Genomic DNA, 17,086 nt, shown 5'->3' with positions numbered 1-17,086 from the left:
CCGCTTTGCCGTCGCCGTCCCGCTACGCCGCACATGCTTTTCATGACAGTCTGCCCGATGGCCGCAGCTCCGGCGAGCTGCTGGTCACGCCGCTGGGCTTCCAGTTCCGCTGCGCTACCGGCGCGGTGGACCTCCCGTTCCGTGGCGCGGAGCTGCGCTTGGGTGGCGCCTCGGATCGCCTCGTGTTCATCAGCAACCCGGCCCGGCTGGGCTGGTCGGTATACACCGACGACCGCAGCCTGATCGCCGATCCTCTGCTGGCGCAGCAGCCCGAGTTGCAGCCGGCCCTGTCCTCGATGCGCCGCAAGCGCACCGGTGGCTGGCTGGCGACCCTTGCCATCGCCCTGCTGCTGCTGGGCCTGCCGCTGGCCTTTCTGTTCAACATCGACATCTTCGCCGGCATGGCGGCCAAGCGCATTCCGCCGGAGTGGGAGGAGGGGCTGGGCAAGCGAGTCTTCGCCCAGTACGAGATCGGCGCGCAGCTGGTGGAGGACAAGGCGCTGGCGGCGCAGCTGAAGAAGCTCACCGACCCGCTGGAACAGCAGATCGAGAAGCCGCGCTATCCGTTCCGTTTCCATATCGCCAAGGACAGCCAGATCAACGCCTTTGCCTTACCGGGAGGCTACGTGGTGATCAACTCCGAGCTGATCCTGCGCGCGCGCACGGCCGACGAGCTGCTGGGCGTGGTGGCGCATGAGATGTCGCACGTCACCGAGCAGCACGGCATGCGCTCGGTGATCACCTCGGCCGGCGTGCTGCTGATCGCGCAGGCCCTGCTGGGCGACGTGGCGGGCCTGGCGGCCACGCTGGCTTCCGCCGCGCCGTTGCTGCTCAACCAAAGCTATTCGCGCGGTTTCGAGAAGCAGGCCGACAAGCGCGGCGTGGAACTGCTGCAGCGCGCCGGCATCGATCCGCTGGGCATGGTGCGCTTCTTCGAGCTGGTGCAGTCGGAGGAGAAGAAGCGCCAGGAGAAGATCCGTAAGACGGCCGGTGACCGCACCGCCGATGTGCTGGAGGGAGCCTCCAAGTTCCTCAGCACGCATCCGCAGACCCAGGACCGCATCGAGGCCATCCGCAAGATGGCGGCGAAGCAGCCGGGGCCCTACGTGAACCTGGACGCCGATTTCCAGCGCCTGCAGGAGCAGGTCCGGGCTATCGTGGCGCAAGACAACAAGGACGAAGAGGAAGGGACGGAAGATGAAAACCGCAATTGAGGGCAGGCCGGCATTCGCCTACCTGCAGCTGATGCTGGAGCCCGGTGAGTCGATCGTTGCCGAGTCCGACGCCATGGCCAGCATGTCGGCCGAGCTCGACCTGCGCACCCGCCTCAACGGCGGCTTCTGGCGCGGCCTGGCGCGCAAGTACCTGGGTGGGGAGTCGCTGTTCATCAACCGCTTCAGCAATGCCACGCAGCAGCCGCGCACGCTCACGCTGGTGCAGCCGACGCCGGGCGACATCCTGTGCCGCGAACTGGCGGCCGGCGAGACCTATTACCTGCAGCCGGGCGCCTTCCTGGCCGCCGATGAGTCGGTGACACTGGGCCTGAAGTGGGCGGGGCTGGTGTCCTGGATCGCCAGCGAGGGGCTGTTCAAGATGGCCGTCACCGGCCCGGGCCGTGTCTGGTACGGCGCTTACGGTGCGCTGCTGGAGCGTGCGCTGGACGGCGAGACCATCGTCGACACCAGCCACCTGGTGGCCTACGAGCCGGGGGTGCAGCTGCGCCTGCAGCTGGCGGGCGGCATCTTCTCCAGCATTTTCGGCGGCGAAGGTCTGGTGACGCGCCTGTCCGGCAAGGGCAAGTACGTCATCCAGACGCGCAGCATCAGCGGCCTCAGCGGCTGGATCAACCCGAAGCTCTGGGGATAGGGCATGCAGATCGAACTGGTACACCGCCCGGGCAACACCGCGGCGAAGGTGCGGCTGGAGCCGGGCGAGACCCTGACCGCCGAGGGCGGCGCGATGATCGCCATGAGCGGCGACATGGGCATCACCACCACCACGCACAAGAAAGGCTCCGGCTCGCTGCTGAAGAGCCTCAAGCGCATGCTGGGCGGCGAGTCGCTGTTCCTCAACCACTTCAGCTCGCCGCGCGACGGCGGCGAGGTCTGGCTGGGCACGCCGCTCGCCGGCGACATGCTGGTACATGAACTCGACAACGAGAGCCTGATCGTCCAGGGCGGCTCCTGGGTGGCGAGCGAGGAGGGCGTGGAGGTTGGCATGGGCTGGCAGGGCTTCAAGTCGCTGCTGTCCGGCGAGCATGTCTTCTGGCTCAACCTGAAGGGCCGCGGCAAGGTGCTGCTGAGCTCTTTCGGTGCGATCTACCCGGTGCCGGTCGACGGCGAGTACATCGTCGACAGCGGCCATATCGTGGCCTTCAACGAGACCCTGAAGTTCGAGCTCAGCAAGGCCGGCAAGAGCTGGATCCACTCGATCCTCGGCGGCGAAGGCCTGGTCTGCAAGTTCAAGGGCCGTGGCACGGTCTGGTGCCAGTCGCACAACCCGGGCAGCTTCGGCCGTGCGCTGACGCCGAGCCTCAAGCCGCGCAGCCGCTGAGGAACCGACCATGAGCGAAACCCAATACAACGTCCTGCTCACCGGCGAACTGGTGGCGGGCGCCGAGCGCAGCCGCGTGGTGGCGCTGTTCGGTGCCAAGTTCGGCCTGCAGCCGGCACAGGCGGAAGGCCTGATCAGCGGACGCCCCGTGGTGATCAAGAAGGGCGTGGACGCCGCCACGGCGCAGCGCATCGTCGAGCAGGTGCAGCAGATGGGGGCGCATGCCACGGCACAGCCTGCCGAAGCCGTGCCGCCGCAGGTGCCAGCGCGCGCCAATGGCGCGACTCCGCCTCCGGTTCCGCTGTCCCCGCCGCCAGTGCCGCGCGCCACTGCTCCCGTGCCGCCGCCGCCGGCAGCGCAGCCTGGCCTGGCCTTCCGCATCGAGGGCGAGCCGGACTTCGCCTTCCTCACCGTGAAGATCCCGGCCGGCGAGACGCTGAAGGTCGAGGCCTCGGCGATGGCGACGATGGACACGCACATCACCATGAAGACCAAGCTCGGCGGAGGCCTCAGCCGTTTCGTCACCGGCGAGTCAATCTTCATCAACGAGTTCACCGCGCAGCATGCGCCGGGCGAGATCGGCATTGCCGCTGGCGCACCGGGCGACATGCGCCACCTGTATCTCGACGGGCAGACGATCTACCTGCAGAACTCGGGCTATGTCGCCTCCACCCCCGGCGTGGCGGTGGAGAGCAAGTGGCAGGGCCTGACCAAGGGCTTCTTCTCGGGCGAGAGCCTGTTCCTGATCCGCTGCTCGGGCAAGGGCGACCTATGGTTCTCGAGCTACGGCGGCGTAATTGAAGTGGATGTGGACGGTGACTACGTGGTGGACACCGGCAACATCGTGGCCTTTACCGACGGCCTGGAGTACCGCATCACCAAGGTCGGCGGCTACAAGTCGCTGTTCTTCTCGGGCGAGGGCCTGGTCTGCCGCTTCTCCGGCCGCGGCCGCGTCTGGATCCAGACGCGCAAGGTGGGGGCGTTCATTGCGTGGACCTTCCCGTTCCGAAGAGTGGCGAAGAAGGGGTGAGGCAATGCGCTTTGGCAATGCCTAAATGGCATTGCCTGCATTGCCGAACGCCCGGCCAAGGATGGCCGGGCCGGGGCCAGATCGGGAGATGAAGTCCCGCCATGGACGGCGCCACCGCTTTTCTGGCATTCGGAAGGTGGGCACGATTCACAGCACCCTCTCCCCGGCAACTGCTCCTGCGTTGCCCCACCTCGGGCATCCATGCCCTTGCCAACCCCTCTCCCACAAGTGAGCGAGGGGCTCGCTTCAAACAATGCGGTAATACCCCGCAATCATCCGCTCGAACCAGCGCTGCGGCAGCAGCTTCTTCAGCACACCCACGGCGAAGCGCTGTGCTAGCGGACCCACCAAGTGCCGCAGCTTCGGCTGGCGCGTGTTGATGATCTTCTCCAGCCGCCAGGCGATCGCCTCCGGCGTGGCGCCGCCCTGTTCGTCCTTCTCCATCACCGTCACCGCGGTGCACAGGGCCTGCTTGTAGGGGCCTTCCGCGGCGGCCACGGCCATGCGGCGTTCGGCGGTGAACCCGGTACGGAAGTCGCCCGGCTCGATCATGGCCACCTGCACGCCGTAGGGCCGCAGTTCCATGCGCAGGGATTCGGTCATGCCTTCCACCGCGAACTTGCTGGCGCTGTAGAGGCCCTGGAAGGGGATGGCCACCAGCCCGCCCATGGAGCTGATGTTGATCAGGTAGCCCGAGCCCTGGCGGCGCAGCGTGGGCAGCACCGCCTGGCAGACGCGCAGCACGCCGAAGAAATTGGTATCGAGCTGTTCCTGGGCTTCGGCGATGCTGGTGTCCTCCACCGAGCCGGCGATGCCCCAGCCGGCGTTGTTCACCACCACGTCGAGTCGGCCCTCCCGGGCCAGGACCAGCTCCACCGCCTGGCGCACGGAGGTCTCCGAGGTGACGTCCATCGCGATCATGCGCAGGCCAGGGGCGGGCTCCGCCGGCAGCGGCGGGACACGACGGCTGGTGCCGTAGACGCGGTAGCCGCGGCGCTGCAGGTGCTCGGCACAGGCCTTGCCGATGCCCGAGGAGGCGCCGGTGATGAGGACGACACGCGGGGAATCAGGCTGCATGGTGCGGGAACTCGCCAGGGTCGGTGTTCCTGCGCAGCTTACCGGGCCCCGCGGCTGCGCCGGGAGGCCTGCGTCACAGCCGTCCGCCGCGAACCCCCTGGGCGTCCGCGGCGGCGCTCGTGAGGCTGAGGGCGGGGACCTAGCATGCCCACTACGACATTCCGGGTCGGAGGGGACCTCATGCGTATCGAATCGGCCAAGCGGGCCATGCTGCCCGTGCTGCTCCTGTTGCTGGCGGCCTGCGGCAGGACCGAGACGCCTGCCGCCCCGGTTGCGGCGGCCTCCGCTCCGGTGGCTGCGAGTGCCGAACTGCAGGCGCTCTACGACCGTAGCTGCAGGAGCTGCCATGCCGTGCCGGGCACCGGCGCGCCGCTGACCGGCGATGCCAAGGCCTGGGCGCCGCGCGTGGCGCAGGGCATCGACACCCTGCTGGATCACACCATCAATGGCTTCCAGTCCATGCCGCCGATGGGCGCCTGCATGGACTGCAGCGAGGAACAGTTCGAGGAATTGATCGAGCTGATGTCTGGCACCACATTCGACTGAGCCTCCGATGAGCCTGTCACGTCGTGAACTGATCAAGGGGCTGGCACTGGTGGGTGCGGCCGGGGCCATGGGCCTGCCGGGCCTCGCGGCCGCGGCGCGGCGCAACCGTGTGATGGTCTGGCGTAACTGGTCCGGTGCGCAGAGCTGCATACCGGCCGCGCGCCTGGGCCCCGCCAGCGAAGAGGCCCTGGCCGAACTGCTACGGGCCAGCCGCGATGTCATCCGCCCGGTGGGCGCGGGGCATTCCTTCAGTGCGCTGGTGCCCACCGACGGCACCATCGTCTCGCTGGCCCGCCTCAGCGGGCTGATTGGCCTGGATGCCGGTCAGCAGCAGTCGGAATGGTGGGGCGGCACGCCGATGTCGCAGATGGGCGCGCCGCTGAAGGCGGCGGGCCTGGCGCTGACCAACATGGCGGACATCGACCACCAGAGCCTGGCCGGCGCCATCGCCACCGCCACGCATGGCACGGGAATCGGCTTTGGTTCGTACTCGACCCAGGTCACCGGCCTGCGCCTGGTCACGGCGGCCGGCGAGACGCTGGACTGCGACGCGCAGAACCGCCCGGAGGTCTTCAATGCCGCGCGCGTTTCCCTGGGGGCGCTGGGCTTCGTCACGCGCGTGAAGCTGCAGAACCGGCCGGCCTTCCGCCTGCGCGAGAAGATGTGGGTGCGGAAGACCGAGGAGATCCTGGAGGGCATCGACGAACTGCGTCGCGGCAACCAGCACTGGGAGATGCATGTCCTCACGCACTCCGATTATTCCGCCGCCGTTTCGCTGAACGAAACCTCCGACCCGCCGAGCCCGCCGCCGGCCGATCCCGAGGCGGAGGGCGGCAACGAGTACATCAAGTGGATCGCGCGGCTCGACAAGTACGGCAGCGACTGGCCGGCCGCGCGGCGCGCCCTGCTGAACCTGGTGGCGTCCACAGCGGGTTTCGAGGAACGCGTTGGCGAGTCCTACGAGGTCTTCGCCAACGTGCGCAACGTGCGCTTCAACGAGATGGAATACTCCGTGCCCTCGGAGGTGGGGCCGGCCTGCCTGAGGGAAATCCTGGCGCTGATCGACAAGAAGCGCCTGCCGACCTGGTTCCCCATCGAGTACCGCTACATCAAGGGCGACGATATCCCCATCTCGATGTTCGAAGGCGGGGAGCGCTGTGCCATCTCGATCCACCAGCACTACACCATGGACCACCACAACTACTTCGCCGAGATCGAGCCGATCTTCTGGAAGTACGGCGGCCGTCCGCACTGGGGTAAGCTGCACTCGCTCAACGCACGCCATCTGCAGAAGCTCTATCCGCGCTGGAGGGAGTTCACGGACGTGCGGCAGGCGCTGGATCCGCAGGGGCGCTTCCTGAATGCGCATCTACGGTCGGTGTTCGGCGTGATTTGAACAGCATTGCCGAGAGGGCTGGGCCGTTCACCCTTCGACAGGCTCGGGGCGAACGGTGGCGAGGGTGGGTGAGGAGTCAAAGATGAAGCGACGCCATTTCGTGATCGGTGCCGCGGCCCTGGGTGCCGGCGCGGCCCTGGCGCTGCGGCCGCGGGCCGAGGCCCAGCCCTATGACGACTACTTCCGCGCGCTCAACGACGAGCTGCGTCGCAACGGGCCGGCGCGGCCCTGCCTGCTGATCGACCTGGACCGGCTTGACCGCAACATCGATGTGGTCATGGCGTCCGTGCGCGCTCCCAGGCATTACCGCGTGGTGGAGAAGTCGCTGCCCAGCCCCAAGCTGCTGGACTACGTGATGCGCAAGGCCGGCACGAACCGGCTGATGTCCTTCCACCAGCCCTTCGCCAACGCCGATGCGCGGCTGTTTCCAGGCTGCGACATCCTGCTCGGCAAGCCGTTGCCGGTGCGCTCGGCGGAGCGCTTCTATCGCGAGCTGAAAGGCACTTTCGACCCGGTGCGGCAGATGCAGTGGCTGGTGGATACGCCGGAGCGGCTGCAGCAGTACCTGGAGCTGGCACAGGGCCTGGGTACGCGCCTGCGCATCAACATCGAGATCGACGTCGGCCTGCATCGTGGCGGCGTGGGCGACGACGAGACCCTGGCGCGCATGCTGGCGCTGATCGAGGCGCAGCCGCAGCGGCTGGAGTTTGCCGGCTTCATGGGCTATGACCCCCAGGTCACGGCGCTGCCGCGCCTGGCTGGCTCGCGCGAGTCGCTGTTAGCGGCCGTCATGCAGACCTACGAGAGCCGCGTGGCCTTGCTGCGCGGCCGGCACCCGGCGCTGTGGCGCGAGGACCTGACGCTGAACACCGCCGGCAGCCCCACCTACAAGCTGCACGAGCAGGAAAGCCTCTGCAACGACATCTCGGTGGGCTCGGCCCTGCTCAAGCCCACGCATTTCGACATCGACACCCTGGCGGAACATGTCCCGGCCGCGTTCATCGCCACGCCGGTGCTGAAGGCCGTGGGGCCGCTGCGCCTGCCGGAGCTGGAGGGCCTGTCGAGCCTGGTCCGGGCCTGGGATCCGAATGCGCGCGAGATGTTCTTCGTCTATGGCGGCAACTGGATGGCCGACTACGAGTCGCCGCGCGGCCTGCGCCGCAACGGGCTCTATGGCAAGAGCTCCAACCAGGAGAACGTCACCGCCTCCGCCGGTACCGGCCTGGCGGTGGATGACCACGTCTTCCTGCGGCCGCAGCAATCCGAGGCGGTACTGCTGGAGTTCGGGGACTTGCTTGCCGTGCGCGGCGGGCGCATCGTCGAGCAATGGCCGGTGCTGGCCTGAGGCCAGCATCCTGGCCGTGTTTCACCATTACTAATCCAAGCCGGTCGAACCGGCGTAGAGGGAGAGCGTCCCCATGAGAAAGCACATCGTCCCGGCCGTGGCCCTCCTGCTGGCCACCGTCCTGTCCGGCTGCAACAGCCGCAGTTCCGCGCCGGAGGGCGGGGCGGTGGGCTCCGCCACGCTGGCAGACCCGCAGCGTGCGGCCTGCGTGATGAAGAGCCCCTACCTGCAGGTGGGCGCCGGCCTGGATGCGCCGGGTCGCCTGGACGTGGCCGTGCCCCGGGTGGGCACGCCCGCGAGTTGCCAGGGCAATAGCCAGTTCCGCTTCGGCTCGGGCCTGTACGACATCACGGCCCCGGTGGCCAACACCAGCGGCATGGGCTGGGAGAACCCTGCCCAGGTTTTCGCCGGCCTGCACCAGCGCCAGTACGCGCGTGCCTTCGCCATCGAGTCGCCCTGCAACGGCAAGCGCGTGATGCTGGTGGTGGCCGACATCGGCATCATGACCGGCGCGCTGCGCAGCCAGGTGCTGGCCGCTATCGCCGCCGACCCGGCCCTGGCCGGGCGCTACGGCCCCGACAACCTGATGCTGTCGGCCACGCACACCCACCAGGGTCCGGCCGGATACTCGCACCACCTCGCGCACAACCTGCTCCACTTCGGCTTCGACGCCACGACCTTCCAGGCCATCGCCGGCGGCATGATCGAGGCGCTGAAGCGCGCCGACGCCAACCTGCAGGCACATCCGCAGACGGCGGCCATCGGCATGGCCTCGGGCGAGCTGCTCAACGCCAGCATCCAGCGCTCCGCGCCGGCCTACGAGATGAACGCCGAGTCCGAGCGCCGCGAGTTCCTCAACACGCGGGGTGAGGAGGTGCGCAACAACAAGCGCATGGTGCAGCTCAACCTGGTGCGCGCCGACGGCTCCGCGGTGGGCATCCTCAACTGGTTCGGCGTGCACGCCACCGTGATGGGGCCGACACAGCACCTGGTCAGCTCGGACAACAAGGGCTACGCGGCGCTGGGCTTCGAGCGCATCATGAAGACCCGTTACGACAACCAGCTGGGTGCTGACAGTTTCGTGGCCGCCTTCGCCCAGGCCGACCAGGGCGATGCCTCGCCCAACCTCTTCATCCTGGAGCGGCCGCATCCGGACCCGACGCGCGGCGGCGGTGCCGACGACGCCGAGTCCAACGCCATCTCCGGCACCAAGCACCTGGCCAAGGCCCTGGAGCTCTACGCCCGCGGTGCGGCGCTGTCGGGCCCGGTGGACTACCGCCTGTTCCACGTGCGGATGGACGACGTGGAGGTGACCGACCCGGTGGTGCTGGCCAGCCTGCAGCACCCGGCGGAGATGGACGCCGAGGTGAAGCGCACCTGCTCGCCGGCCCTGGGGCCGTCGTTCGCCGCCGGCGCCGAGGACGGCCCGGGCCCGGCGGTGGAGGGCGTGGGCTGCTCCGCGGGCTTCGACCTGCTGGCCGCTGCCGCGGCGGACTTCCAGACCTTGCTGGCGATCCGCCCGCCGGAGGCCGTGGGCCTGCCGCCCGCCATCCTGCCGCTGAACCTGGTGTCCACGGCGCTGATGTGCAACCTCAAGTACCTGCCGGCGAACCCGGTGCTGGGGGATTTCTCCTGCCAGGCCGAGAAGCCGGTAGCGCTGCCGCTGTCGGCGGGCGGCATCCCGGCCGAGCCGCTGGTGCTGCCGTTCCAGGTGATCCGCCTGGGCAATCTGGCCGTGGTCGGCCTGCCCTGGGAGGTGCCGACCATGTCGGCGCGGCGCATCCGCAAGCAGATGCTGGAGGTGCTGGCGCCGGTGGGTGTGGACACCGTGGTGGTGGCGCCGCTGACCAACGACTTCGTGCACTACCTGCCGACGCGCGAGGAATACGCCGCACAGCAGTACGAGGGCGCCTCCAACATCTTCGGGCCCTGGACGCTGGCCGCCGTGCAGCAGGAACTGCGCCGGCTGGCGCTGACGATGCGCGACGACCAGCCGGCACCGGAAGGCCCGGCCTACGTCGAAGGCAACCCGGTGCTGCTGCGCACGCCCTACGTGGCCGGCGATCTGCCGGTGCGCGCGTTCGGCAGCCTGGTGACCGATGTGCCCGCCACGGCTGCGCCGGGTGACACCGTGACCGCCGAGTTCCAGTCCGGCCACCCGCGCAACGACCTGCGCACCCAGCAGAGCTACGTCTATGCCGAGCGCCAGAAGGCGGACGGCAACTGGGAGGTGGTGGCGCAGGACCGCGATCCGGAGCTGCTGTTCGTCTGGAAGCCGGCGCTGCCACAGGTGCTGCCGATCGACCTGCCGGTGGTGGGCAGCGGCCTGTCCTCCACCGCCGAGGCGGTGTGGTCCATCCCGAAGAACACGCCGGCGGGCATCTACCGCCTGCGCCTGGAGGGCTCGGCGCAGACGCTGGTGCTGCCCAAGGCGGCCTACAGCGGCGTCTCCAGCCCGTTCACCGTCGGCGCCCCGGTATCCGACTGCCCTTGAGCGGGGTGGGCTGAATTTCTCCCACGCATTGTCGCGAGGCTGACAGTCTGCCCGGCGCTGGCCGAGGCAGACTGTCGGAATAACGACAACGACGAGGAGAGAGGGGATGGTCTGGAGCCGCACGGCGCTGCTGGCCTTGATCCTGCTGCTGTCCGCCTGCGGCGGCAGCGAGGCGGTCGATCCCGCGACGGCGCGCAGCGACCAAGGTTGGGTCGGCGCCTGGGCCGCCGCGCCCTATGGTCCGTATCCCCTAGGGCCCCTGAGTGGCCTGCTGCCGGTGGCCCTGCCAGTGCCCTTGCCGCCGATTCCGAGCCTGCTGCCCGGCAACCAAGCAGTGGACCAGAGTTTCCGCATGGTGGTGCGCCCTTCGCTCGGCGGCGAGACGCTGCGCGTGCGCCTGTCCAATCTGGTGGGCGACCGCCCGCTGCACATCGGTCCGGTGCAGGTGGCGCAGCGCCTGATCGGGCCGGCGATCCTGCCCGGCAGCGGCCGCACGGTACTGTTCGGCGGAAAGGCGGAGGTGGTCATCGCCCCCGGTGCGGAGGCGGTCAGCGACGCGGTGGAGTTCCCCTTTGCCGTGGGCACGGACCTCGCCGTGTCCTTCCAGGTTGTCGGCGAGAGCGGGCCGATCACCTGGCATGCCGTGTCCTTCGCGCTGAACTACGTCGGCCTGCCGTTCCTGGGCGACGGCACCGGTGATCCCACCGGACTGAGCTTCCCGCAGCCGACGCTGGGCTGGTTCTTCCTGAGCGGCATCGACGTGCTGGCCCCCGGCTCGCCGGGCGCGATCGTCGCCATCGGCGACTCGATCACCGACGGCGCCTATTCCGTGCCTGAAACCAACACGCGCTGGCCCGACTGGTTTGCCGCGCGCCTGCGCAGCGCCGGCATCGACATGGCGATGCTCAACCAGGGCATCAACAGCAACACCGTGACCCGCGAGGCGCTGGACCCTGACAGTGCCTACCAGGGCCCGCCAGCCGTGGAACGTTTCGACCGGGATGTGCTGCAGCGCTCCGGCGTGCGTTCCGTGGTGATCTTCGAGGGCACCAATGACCTTGGCGCCGGCGTCGCGGCCGAGCCGATCTATGCCGGTATCCGCTCGCTGGCGGACCGCGCCCGCGCCGCGGGCCTCTGCGTGGTGGTCGGCACGATCCCGCCGCGCCTGGACGTGATCCCGCCGCTGGACAACTGGAAGCCCGCCACCATGGAGCCGCAGCGCCGGCGCCTGAACGAACTGCTGCGCGCGGACGGCTCCTTCTACGGCATCGCGGACTTTGAGGCGGCACTCGGCCTGCCGGGTCTGCCGTCGCTGCCGAACACGGCCCTGTATTTTCCCGACCTGCTGCACCCGAACTCCATTGGCTTCGCGGCGATGGCACAGGTCATACCGCTGGAGGCGCTGGTACCGCCGCCGGTGGGACACTGCAACCCCTGAAGGAGAATCGAACATGACGCAGCTCGCGGGCAAGGTGGTCTGGATCACCGGCGCTTCCAGCGGTATCGGCGAAGGCCTGGCCGCACAGGCGGCGCAACGCGGCGCGAAGCTGGTGCTGAGCTCGCGGCGCGAGGCCGAGCTGGAGCGCGTGCGCCAGGCCCTGCCGCGGCCGCAGGACGTGGCCCTGCTGCCGCTGGACCTGTCGCGGCTCGATGACCCGGAAGAGGCCGCGCGCCGCGCCGGGACTTTCTTCGGCCCGGTGGACGTGCTGGCCAACAACGCCGGCATCTCGCAGCGCACGACGGCGCTGGAGACGCCGATGGCGGCCTACCGCCAGATCATGGAGGTAGACTTCTTCGCGCCGGTGGCGCTGACCAAGGCCCTGCTGCCGGCCATGGTGGCGCGCGGGTCGGGTCACGTGGTGACGGTCAGCAGCGTGTTCGGGCACATCGCCATGGCGCGGCGCACGGCCTATGCCGCCGCCAAGCACGCGCTGCACGGCTTCTACGACAGCGCGCGCATCGAGCTGGGCGACAAGGGCGTGAACTTCACCCTGGTCTGCCCGGGATTCGTGCGCACCAATGTCTCCGCCAATGCCCTGGGGCCGGACGGCCAGCCCTGGGGGCAGGTGGACAAGGACATCGGCGCCGGCATGGACCCGGCGATCTGCGCGGAGCGCATCTGGCAAGCCGTGGAGCAGGACCGCTACGAGGTGATGATCGCGGGCAAGGAGGCCATCGTGGTGTACATCAAGCGCTTCCTGCCGCTGTCGGTCTACACCGCCTTCGCCAAGCGCCTCAAGGTGCAGTGACCTCCGCGCCCCGGTGCGGTTGCCGGGGTTTTGCCGCACACTCGGGCAGAGGAGGGCGACATGAAAAAGACCAAGCCTGCGACACAGCAGGGACTGACGCGCCGGGACTTCATCCACGGCATGGCCGCGGCCACCGGCAGCCTGATCCTGCCCGGCTGCGGCAACAGCACGCAGCCCGGTGGCTCCGGCGGCCTGCCGCCGCCGGAGGAGTCCGGCATCGACCATATCGTCGTGCTGATGATGGAGAACCGCTCCTTCGACCATTTCCTTGGCTGGGTGCCGGGGGCGGATGGAGTGCAGGCAGGGGTGAGCCTCAAGGACAAGGCCGGCAACACGCGCCAGTCCCGCAACCTGGCGCCGAACTTCCAGAACTGCCAGCTCGCCGACCCGGACCACAGCTATGACGGCGGGCGCATCCACGTCAACGACGGCAAGATGGACGGCTTCCTGATGACGCAGCCGGTCGGCGACGACTTCGCGGTGGGCTACTACACCGCCGACAGCCTGCCGTTCTACAAGGGCTGCGCCGAGCACTGGACCATCTGCGACCGCTACTTCAGCAGCATGCTCGGGCTGACCACGCCCAACCGCATCTACATGCATGCCGGCCAGACCGATCGCCTGGTCAACTCGGTGGAGATCTCGAAGCTGCCGACGGTCTGGGACCGCATGATCGAGAAGGGCCGTAGCGTGGCCTACTACTACCAGGACGTGTCCTACCTGTCGTTCTGGGGCAGCAAGTACACCGGCTTCTCCAACCGCTACACCAAGAGTCGCCTCAAGTCCGACGTGATGGCCGGCCGCCTGGCGAACCTGACCTACATCGACAACGTCGGCTCCACTTTCAACGAGGGCGGCAGCCTGTCGCGCGACGATCACCCGGTGGCCGACATCCGCGACGGCCAGGCCTTCCTCAACGAGGTCTACGACATCCTGCGCCAGGGCCCGGACTGGGAGCGCACGCTGCTGGTGATCAACTACGACGAGTGGGGCGGCTTCTACGATCACGTGCCGCCGCCGTTCGCGCCTGTCACGGCGGAAGAGGCGGCGCTGGGCAACGACGGACGCCTCGGCGGACGCGTGCCCTGCGTCATCATCGGGCCGCGCGCGCGGCGCGGGCACGTGGAGCACCAGCAGTTCGATCCGAACTCGATCCTCAACATGATCGCCTGGCGCTTCGGCTTCGAGCCGCTGGGTGCGCGTGCCAGTTCCACCAACCTGGCGCATGCCCTGGATTTCTCCAGCGCGCCGAAGCCGGCTGCGCCGGCCTTCGATGTGCCGGGCGGGCCCTTCGGTGGCCTTTGCCTGCCGCTGGCCACGATCCTGCACCTGGCCGGGCTTGAGTCGCCGGTGCCGCTGCCGGAACTGCCGGTGGTGCCACTGCCCGAGCAGATCCAACTGCCGCCGATCCCGGGATTGGACGAGCCGCTGCTGCGGCTGGTGAGCCACGTACAGGAGCTGGACGTGATCCGGCGGCTGGGTGCGGGCTTCGGTTTCTAGAGACGAGGAGAAACCATGACGGGCCCCATCCGCATCTGTGTCTTCGGCGCCGGTAGCATCGGCTGCTATGTCGGCGGGCGCCTGGCTGCTGCCGGCAGCGATGTGAGTTTCGTCGGGCGTGCCCGGCTGGCGCAGGAGCTGGCCGCCAGCGGCCTGCGGCTTACCGACTGGCAGGGCGCCGACCTGCGCGTGGCGCCGCAGGCACTACGTTTCTCCACCACGCCGCAGGCGGCAGCGGATGCCGACCTGGTGCTGGTGACGGTTAAGTCCGCCGGCACCGACGAGGCGGGTGCCCAACTGGCCGGCGTGCTCAAGCCGGGCGCGGTGGTCATCAGCTTCCAGAACGGCCTGCACAACGCCGAGGTGCTGCGCAAGCGCCTGCCGGGCCGCTTGGTGCTGACCGGCATGGTGCCGTTCAACGTGCTCAACCGGGGCGGCGGCGCCTTCCACCACGGCTCCGAGGGCCAGCTTGAAGTAGAGGAGCATTCCGCCCTGGAGCGCTTCCTGCCGCCCTTCGAGCAGGCGGGGCTGCCGCTGGAACGCCACGCGCAGATGCTGCCGGTGCTCTGGGCCAAGCTGCTGCTCAACCTCAACAACGCGGTCAATGCCTTGTCCGACCTGCCGCTGAAGGAGGAGCTGTCGCAGCGTGCCTACCGGCGCTGCGTGGCCATGGCGCAGGAAGAGCTGCTGGCGCTGCTCGACACCGCCGGCGTGCAGCCGGCCAAGCTCACGCCGCTGCCGCCGCACTGGATCCCGAAGCTGCTGGGTGTGCCGGACTTCCTGTTCCGCCGCCTCGCCAGCCAGATGCTGGAGATCGATCCGCTGGCGCGCTCCTCGATGTGGGAGGACTTGCAGGCGGGCCGCAAGACCGAGGTCGACTACCTCAATGGCGAGGTGGTGAAGCTGGCCTATGCGCAGGGTCGGCAGGCGCCGGTGAACGCGCGGCTGATGTCGCTGGTGCACCAAGTGGAGAACGGTGGCCAGCGGCAGTGGAGCGGCGAGGCGTTGCTGCGGGAGTTGCAGCGGGCGCGGTTGGGAGAGTAGACACGTCATGCCGGCGAAAGCCGGTGTGACGATAAGTCGTGTAGCCCGGATGAAATCCGGGGCAGTTCCCTGCGAGGACTAATCCGGGATTTCATCCGGGCTACACGGGCTCAGGTCGCTACGGTGTAAGCACCTGCAATGAGCGGCAGCTGGTGCGCGCGGATGATGCCCGGCGGCGCGGCGAACACGTGGGGAATGGCGTGGATCATCGGCATCGCGGTCAGCGTGGCGGGGTCGAAGTCGCGCGTGCCGCCGGTCTGCTGGTAGAGGCAGCGGATGTTGGGCTGCCCCTGGATCTCCACCAGCCAGCCGTCTTCCACGGCCCAGTTCGGCTGCAGCTTGGTGCCCAGCTTCCAGGCCACCTTCAGCTCGATCACGGCCTTGCCGTTGACGCGGGCGGACCAGCAGCAGCGCAGGCCGCCGATGCAGCCCTGGCCGATCTTCATGTAGCCCAGGTCCACGTCCTCGGTGGCGGCGGCGTATTCCACGTCGAAGCGGATCTCGTCTACTGAGATCTTCAGGGCCTCCGCCATCATCTCCACGGCTTCCTTGAAGGAGGGCATGGCGCGCTCGGCCAGCGGCGGTGCGGTGGGGTCGTCCACCTTCAGGCCGAAGCCGATGGCCTCCCAGGTGCCGGCGGATTCGTAGGGCGTGGCGTCCACGGATTCCAGCACGGAGATCTTGTCGATGCGCGCGCAGCCGGCCGAGGCCACCAGGGCGATGATGTTGGCGTGGCCCGGGTTCACGCCGCCGCCGTAGACCGAGGAGCCGCCCTTGCGGGTGGCGGCCTCCAGGCGTGCCTTGGCCTCGGGGCCGAACTGCGTGCCGGTGATGAAGTAGGCGGTGGAGACGATGTCGCAGCCGGCTTCCAGGATCTTCACCATCTCGTCCACCTTGGGGAACTGCGGCATGTAGCAGACCACGTCGGGCTGGGTTGCGAGCAGGGCGTCGATGTCGCGGGTGGCGCGGATGCCCAGCGGCGGCAGGCCGCAGAGTTCCCCGGCGTCCTGGCCCTCCTTGTCCGGGGAGTGGCACCAGCAGCCCACCAGTTCCAGCAGCGGGTGCGCGACGATGGCCTTCAGCGAGGGCTTGCCGACCACCCCGGTGCTCCACTGGACGACCCGGATGGGCTTGCTCATGGTTTCTCCTCGATTTTATGGGTTGTTCAAGGCAAAACCAGAAGGCTTTCAAGTGCTTGACCTGATCCGAAAGGAGTGGGTTGAGGCATTTTTACCCCTGCGACTGTCGCGCGGCTGACAGTCTTGGGCAGGGGTGGGGGCGCAAGATGCATCCATCAAACGAGGAGACCCCACATGCCCACGCTCAAGCAGTTCCTGAACGAATACCAGGTCAGCCACCAGAACCCGGTCAACTCGGCCATCCACATGGTCTGCGTGCCGGCGATCTTCTTCTCCACGCTGGCGCTGCTGTGGCTGATCCCGGTGGGCCGCTGGCTGGGCCTGTCGGCCGAGATCGCGCCCTGGGTCAACCCGGTGACGATCTTTGCCCTGCCCACGGGGCTGTTCTACCTGCGCCTGTCCTTTGGCAGCTTCGCGGCGATGACGGTGTGGTTCGCGATCTCGATCCTGGCGATCGTCGCCATCCAGCAGTCCGGTGGCCCGCTGCTGTGGATCGGCCTGGCGACCTGGGTGATCGCCTGGGCGGTGCAGGTCTACGGCCACAAGGTGGAAGGCGCCAAGCCCTCGCTGGTCGATGACCTACGCTTCCTGCTGATCGGGCCGCTGTTCGTGATGGATAAGGTGTATCGCAAGCTGGGCGTGTAAAAGCCTCAGGTACAAAAGTCTTCATGTAGGAGCGGCCGTTGGCCCTGAAAGGGTCGGCCGTCCGCCGA

General features: G+C 68.5%; 15 protein-coding genes. 13 read left to right on the top strand and 2 right to left on the bottom strand.

The window, feature by feature from the left end:
- Nucleotides 1-5: 5 nt before the first annotated feature.
- Genes QT386_RS04025 through QT386_RS04010 form a run of 4 tightly spaced genes read left to right on the top strand, consistent with a single transcriptional unit; the run spans nucleotide 6 to nucleotide 3,583 of the window.
- On the top strand, nucleotides 6-1,214 hold the full coding sequence (locus QT386_RS04025; protein ID WP_289272456.1) for a M48 family metallopeptidase: 1,209 nt from the start codon (nucleotides 6-8) through the stop codon (nucleotides 1,212-1,214).
- Nucleotides 1,198-1,866 (top strand): TIGR00266 family protein, encoded by a 669-nt coding sequence (locus QT386_RS04020; RefSeq protein WP_289272455.1) that lies wholly within the window; start codon nucleotides 1,198-1,200, stop codon nucleotides 1,864-1,866. The genes QT386_RS04025 and QT386_RS04020 overlap by 17 nt, the downstream gene beginning before the upstream one ends.
- Before the next feature lie 3 nt (nucleotides 1,867-1,869).
- Nucleotides 1,870-2,553 (top strand): TIGR00266 family protein, encoded by a 684-nt coding sequence (locus QT386_RS04015; protein ID WP_289272454.1) that lies wholly within the window; start codon nucleotides 1,870-1,872, stop codon nucleotides 2,551-2,553.
- A 10-nt stretch (nucleotides 2,554-2,563) separates the two neighbouring features.
- Nucleotides 2,564-3,583 (top strand): TIGR00266 family protein, encoded by a 1,020-nt coding sequence (locus QT386_RS04010; RefSeq protein ID WP_289272453.1) that lies wholly within the window; start codon nucleotides 2,564-2,566, stop codon nucleotides 3,581-3,583.
- A gap of 246 nt (nucleotides 3,584-3,829) precedes the next feature.
- Here QT386_RS04010 and QT386_RS04005 read toward each other — a convergent pair whose 3' ends face one another.
- The gene (locus QT386_RS04005; RefSeq protein ID WP_289272452.1) at nucleotides 3,830-4,660 is read right to left on the bottom strand and encodes an SDR family oxidoreductase; all 831 of its coding nucleotides are present in this window, start codon (nucleotides 4,658-4,660) and stop codon (nucleotides 3,830-3,832) included.
- A gap of 180 nt (nucleotides 4,661-4,840) precedes the next feature.
- Between QT386_RS04005 and QT386_RS04000 the strand changes: the two genes are divergently transcribed.
- The 8 genes from QT386_RS04000 to QT386_RS03965 all read left to right on the top strand — a co-directional run bounded on the left by QT386_RS04000 (nucleotide 4,841) and on the right by QT386_RS03965 (nucleotide 15,234).
- Nucleotides 4,841-5,206 carry a cytochrome c5 family protein gene (locus QT386_RS04000; protein ID WP_289272451.1) on the top strand — a complete coding sequence of 122 codons (366 nt, stop codon included), beginning with the start codon at nucleotides 4,841-4,843 and terminating at the stop codon, nucleotides 5,204-5,206.
- 7 nt (nucleotides 5,207-5,213) lie between these two features.
- Complete coding sequence (locus tag QT386_RS03995; protein WP_289272450.1) at nucleotides 5,214-6,602, top strand: D-arabinono-1,4-lactone oxidase; 1,389 nt, start codon at nucleotides 5,214-5,216, stop codon at nucleotides 6,600-6,602.
- A gap of 82 nt (nucleotides 6,603-6,684) precedes the next feature.
- Entirely contained in the window at nucleotides 6,685-7,947 is a 1,263-nt protein-coding gene (locus tag QT386_RS03990) for a DSD1 family PLP-dependent enzyme (protein WP_289272449.1), read from the top strand.
- Between the two features lie 73 nt (nucleotides 7,948-8,020).
- Nucleotides 8,021-10,441 (top strand): neutral/alkaline non-lysosomal ceramidase N-terminal domain-containing protein, encoded by a 2,421-nt coding sequence (locus tag QT386_RS03985; protein ID WP_289272448.1) that lies wholly within the window; start codon nucleotides 8,021-8,023, stop codon nucleotides 10,439-10,441.
- A gap of 106 nt (nucleotides 10,442-10,547) precedes the next feature.
- Complete coding sequence (locus tag QT386_RS03980) at nucleotides 10,548-11,879, top strand: GDSL-type esterase/lipase family protein (protein WP_289272447.1); 1,332 nt, start codon at nucleotides 10,548-10,550, stop codon at nucleotides 11,877-11,879.
- Between the two features lie 13 nt (nucleotides 11,880-11,892).
- Nucleotides 11,893-12,690 carry an SDR family oxidoreductase gene (locus QT386_RS03975; RefSeq protein WP_289272446.1) on the top strand — a complete coding sequence of 266 codons (798 nt, stop codon included), beginning with the start codon at nucleotides 11,893-11,895 and terminating at the stop codon, nucleotides 12,688-12,690.
- Between the two features lie 60 nt (nucleotides 12,691-12,750).
- On the top strand, nucleotides 12,751-14,190 hold the full coding sequence (locus QT386_RS03970) for an alkaline phosphatase family protein (RefSeq protein WP_289272445.1): 1,440 nt from the start codon (nucleotides 12,751-12,753) through the stop codon (nucleotides 14,188-14,190).
- Between the two features lie 15 nt (nucleotides 14,191-14,205).
- A complete protein-coding gene (locus QT386_RS03965; RefSeq protein ID WP_289272444.1) occupies nucleotides 14,206-15,234 on the top strand; it encodes a 2-dehydropantoate 2-reductase in 1,029 nt (342 codons plus the stop codon).
- Nucleotides 15,235-15,344: 110 nt separating this feature from the next.
- On the opposite strand, the gene QT386_RS03960 is transcribed toward QT386_RS03965, so the two are convergent.
- Entirely contained in the window at nucleotides 15,345-16,373 is a 1,029-nt protein-coding gene (locus tag QT386_RS03960; RefSeq protein WP_289272443.1) for a hypothetical protein, read from the bottom strand.
- Nucleotides 16,374-16,547: 174 nt separating this feature from the next.
- On the opposite strand from QT386_RS03960, the gene QT386_RS03955 reads away from it, so the two are divergent.
- The gene (locus QT386_RS03955; RefSeq protein WP_289272442.1) at nucleotides 16,548-17,018 is read left to right on the top strand and encodes a DUF962 domain-containing protein; all 471 of its coding nucleotides are present in this window, start codon (nucleotides 16,548-16,550) and stop codon (nucleotides 17,016-17,018) included.
- Nucleotides 17,019-17,086: the final 68 nt, after the last annotated feature.

The organism is Solimonas sp. SE-A11 (genome assembly GCF_030345715.1).
GTDB lineage: Bacteria > Pseudomonadota > Gammaproteobacteria > Nevskiales > Nevskiaceae > Solimonas_A.
Note: the sequence above shows the minus strand (reverse complement) of the source record. Positions and strands in the feature narration are given on the sequence as shown.

What these genes read in the sequence shown, in the direction of transcription:
- QT386_RS04000 (WP_289272451.1), top strand. Translation starts at nt 4,841, where the DNA reads ATGCGTATCGAATCGGCCAAGCGGGCCATGCTGCCCGTGCTGCTCCTG.
- QT386_RS03980 (WP_289272447.1), top strand. Translation starts at nt 10,548, where the DNA reads ATGGTCTGGAGCCGCACGGCGCTGCTGGCCTTGATCCTGCTGCTGTCC.
- QT386_RS04005 (WP_289272452.1), bottom strand. Translation starts at nt 4,660, where the DNA reads ATGCAGCCTGATTCCCCGCGTGTCGTCCTCATCACCGGCGCCTCCTCG.
- QT386_RS03975 (WP_289272446.1), top strand. Translation starts at nt 11,893, where the DNA reads ATGACGCAGCTCGCGGGCAAGGTGGTCTGGATCACCGGCGCTTCCAGC.
- QT386_RS03985 (WP_289272448.1), top strand. Translation starts at nt 8,021, where the DNA reads ATGAGAAAGCACATCGTCCCGGCCGTGGCCCTCCTGCTGGCCACCGTC.
- QT386_RS03965 (WP_289272444.1), top strand. Translation starts at nt 14,206, where the DNA reads ATGACGGGCCCCATCCGCATCTGTGTCTTCGGCGCCGGTAGCATCGGC.
- QT386_RS04010 (WP_289272453.1), top strand. Translation starts at nt 2,564, where the DNA reads ATGAGCGAAACCCAATACAACGTCCTGCTCACCGGCGAACTGGTGGCG.
- QT386_RS03960 (WP_289272443.1), bottom strand. Translation starts at nt 16,373, where the DNA reads ATGAGCAAGCCCATCCGGGTCGTCCAGTGGAGCACCGGGGTGGTCGGC.
- QT386_RS03995 (WP_289272450.1), top strand. Translation starts at nt 5,214, where the DNA reads ATGAGCCTGTCACGTCGTGAACTGATCAAGGGGCTGGCACTGGTGGGT.
- QT386_RS04020 (WP_289272455.1), top strand. Translation starts at nt 1,198, where the DNA reads ATGAAAACCGCAATTGAGGGCAGGCCGGCATTCGCCTACCTGCAGCTG.
- QT386_RS03970 (WP_289272445.1), top strand. Translation starts at nt 12,751, where the DNA reads ATGAAAAAGACCAAGCCTGCGACACAGCAGGGACTGACGCGCCGGGAC.
- QT386_RS04015 (WP_289272454.1), top strand. Translation starts at nt 1,870, where the DNA reads ATGCAGATCGAACTGGTACACCGCCCGGGCAACACCGCGGCGAAGGTG.
- QT386_RS03955 (WP_289272442.1), top strand. Translation starts at nt 16,548, where the DNA reads ATGCCCACGCTCAAGCAGTTCCTGAACGAATACCAGGTCAGCCACCAG.
- QT386_RS03990 (WP_289272449.1), top strand. Translation starts at nt 6,685, where the DNA reads ATGAAGCGACGCCATTTCGTGATCGGTGCCGCGGCCCTGGGTGCCGGC.